Origin of the sequence: Pseudoxanthobacter sp. (assembly GCF_036822375.1) — a bacterium.
Lineage (GTDB): Bacteria > Pseudomonadota > Alphaproteobacteria > Rhizobiales > Segnochrobactraceae > Pseudoxanthobacter.
Genome location: NZ_DAISHT010000320.1, coordinates 1 through 2,924, shown reverse-complemented (window position 1 = coordinate 2,924; position 2,924 = coordinate 1). Strand labels below are relative to the sequence as shown.

Annotated in this window: 3 protein-coding genes; 2 read left to right on the top strand and 1 reads right to left on the bottom strand. The window is 73.1% G+C overall.

The annotated features are described in order from the left end of the window. Both V7067_RS17095 and V7067_RS17090 read left to right on the top strand, forming a co-directional pair. On the top strand, positions 1–1,689 hold a 1,689-nt coding region (locus V7067_RS17095), incomplete at its 5' end, for an OB-fold nucleic acid binding domain-containing protein (RefSeq protein ID WP_334177092.1). 159 nt (positions 1,690–1,848) lie between these two features. Further along, on the top strand, positions 1,849–2,121 hold the full coding sequence (locus V7067_RS17090) for a hypothetical protein (protein ID WP_334177091.1): 273 nt from the start codon (positions 1,849–1,851) through the stop codon (positions 2,119–2,121). A gap of 108 nt (positions 2,122–2,229) precedes the next feature. On the opposite strand, the gene V7067_RS17085 is transcribed toward V7067_RS17090, so the two are convergent. Next, a partial coding sequence (locus V7067_RS17085; protein ID WP_334177090.1) for a DUF2066 domain-containing protein occupies positions 2,230–2,924 on the bottom strand: 695 nt, incomplete at its 5' end.

Sequence of the window (2,924 nt, the reverse complement as noted above, 5' to 3'; positions counted from 1 at the left end):
TTCCAGATCGAGAGCCGGGCGCAGATGGCGATGCTGCCGCGCCTGAAGCCGCGCAATCTCACCGACCTCACCATCGAGGTGGCCATCGTGCGGCCCGGCCCCATTCAGGGCGACATGGTGCATCCCTACCTGCGCCGCCGCAGCGGGCAGGAGGCGCCGGATTATCCGCGCCCGGAATTCCGCGCGCTGCTGGAGCGCACCTTCGGCGTGCCGCTGTTTCAGGAACAGGCCATGCGCATTGCCATCGAATGCGCCGGCTTCACGGCCACCGAGGCCGATGGCCTGCGCCGGGCCATGGCCACCTTCAAGAACACCGGCACCGTGGTGACGTTCCGCGACAAGCTCATCGCCGGCATGGTGGCGAACGGCTACACGGCGGAATTCGCCGCCCGCACCTTCCGCCAGCTCGAAGGTTTCGGCTCCTATGGCTTTCCGGAAAGCCACGCGGCTTCGTTCGCCCGCCTGGCCTATATCTCGTCGTGGCTGAAGTGCCGCCATCCGGAGGTGTTCGCCTGCGCGCTGCTCAACGCGCAGCCGATGGGGTTCTATGCCCCGGCGCAGATCGTGCGCGATGCCCGCGCCCACGGGGTGGAGGTGCGGCCGGTCGATCTCAACGCCAGCCGCTGGGACTGCACGCTGGAGGACGGCGCGCTACAAGACAGCCCGCGGGAAGACAGCCCGCGGGAAGACGACACGCGGGAAGACTGGGCGCCGCAAGACCGGGCACCGGAGAACTGCGCACCGGCGCCGGCCGGCTCCGGCGCCGCACGGCCCCGCCGGTTTGCCCTGCGCCTCGGCCTGCGGCTGGTGAAGGGGCTGGCGGAGGCCGACGGGGCGCGGCTGGCCGTTGCCCGCGGGCCGGTGCCTTATGCCGACCCGGCCGATGTGCAGGCGCGCACCGGCCTGGAGGCGGCCGCGCTGGAGCGGCTGGCGGAGGCCGATGCCTTTGCCCCCTCGCTCGGGCTGGCGAGGCGCGAGGCGCTGTGGGCGGTGAAGGCGCTGCGGGCCCGGCCGCTGCCGCTGTTTGCCGCCGCCGACGACCGCGCCGGCCTTGCGGTTCCGCGCCGCGGCGAGGGGGTGAGCGAGCCGGCCGTGCCGCTGGCCCGGATGCCCGACGGCGGCGAGGTGGTGGAGGACTACAGCGCCACCGGCCTCAGCCTGCGGGCCCATCCGGTGTCGTTCCTGCGCGGCGATCTCGCCCGCCGCCGCATCCGGCCGTGCGCGGCACTGACGGCGGCGCGCGACGGCGATTTCATCACCGTGGCCGGCCTCGTGCTGGTGCGCCAGCGGCCGGGCAGCGCCCGCGGCGTGACCTTCATGACCCTTGAGGACGAAACCGGCACTGCCAACGTCGTCATCTGGTCGAAGCTGTTCGAGCGTCAGCGCCGGCTCATCCTGTCGGCCGATCTGGTGGCGGCCCGCGGCCGGGTGCAGCGTGAGGGCGACATCATCCATGTCGTCGCCCGCTCGCTGGCCGATCACGGCGCCCTGCTGGCCGGCCTCGGCGAGCGGGGCGGCGACATGGCGTGGCCGTTCGGCCGCGGCGACGAGGCCCGCGCCGGCGGCAGCAACGACCGCGGCCTGCCGCCGCTGCCGCCCGGCTGGCCGGAGACGGCCGCCCCCGCGCGGCCGGCGGAGGCAGAGCCGGCACAGCGCCGGCTTGCGGTGAAAGCCCGCAATTTTCACTGAAGCGGCCGGAGATCGGATCAATCTTCGCCCTTGAGGCGTCGGCCGCCGGCTTCTACAGCGTTTTCTGTGTCTGCGGGCGGTGGCGGGCCGTTTTGCGCCCCGCAGCGCCGGCGTCAGACATTGTCTGTCTTTCTTTCCCGAATTGCGGAGACGCACACGATGAAGATCCGGCTTGCCGCTTTCACCGCCTGCCTTCTTCTCGCCGGCCCGGCGCTGGCCGATCAGGCCGCCGCCGACAAGTGCGCGGCGTCGCTGTCGCCCGCCGCCCGGACCATCTATGCCGCCACCGCGCCCGCCTACACGGCCGGCGCCGACCTGAAGGCGCTGGTGACCGACAAGACCCGCGCCCTCGTCAAGGCCGGCACCGTTTCCATGGGCGAGGCGCGCGACGCCGCCAGGGCCGCGGGCGCCTGCCTCAAGCTCATGAACTGATCCGCCCGACAGGCTGGCCGGGCCGGGGCGGGCCGCTACCGCCGTGCCGGTCCGGCCGCGGCCCGGTCCGGGATGCGCTGTCAGGGGCGGGGGCGCCCGGCCGCCCCTTCAGCGCGGGGCGCCGTGGCCGGAGACGATCTGCATCGCCCCCTTCACGCCGCTGCGAAACGCCTCGTCGAAGGAAACGCCGCGGACCGTCCATGTGTAGCCGGCGCCCTGCCAGCCGAACTGCCATGTGGCGACCCAGCCCGGATCGGTTTCGCTGTAGGTGAGAAGGCCGGGCAGCGCCACCCGGTCTGCCGGCAGCGGCCGGCCGAGGGCGTCCGGGTCCGGCAGGGCGAGCGGCATGGCGAAGCGTTCGCCGGCATCGGCCAGCGCCGCGCGCGGCGCATCCGCCTGCGGCAGCGCCGCGCTCAGCAGATAGCGCGTCTTCAGCCCGTTCATGAACACCACCGGCGCCAGCACCGGCCGCGGTCCGCGCCAGGGGGCGGCGCCGAGGTCCTTCAGCAGCGCGTCGATCCGGGCGGCATCGAAGCTGACGGTGAGGAAGTAGGGCCGGTCGGAACTGCCCTGATCGTCATGCCGCGAAATGCCGCTCATGCGGTCGAGATAATCGAAGCCGGCGACGAAGCGGCCGGCATCGGCTGTCAGCGCCGCCACGCGCGGATCGCCGGCAAGGCGCGGATCGCCGGAAACCTTCACCAGCACATCGCGCAGACACTGCGCAAAACCTGCCGGCCGGCTGCGCATGTCGGTGCCGGTGACGAGGGTGCGGGCCTGATAGAGCCCGAGCGGGGCGAGTG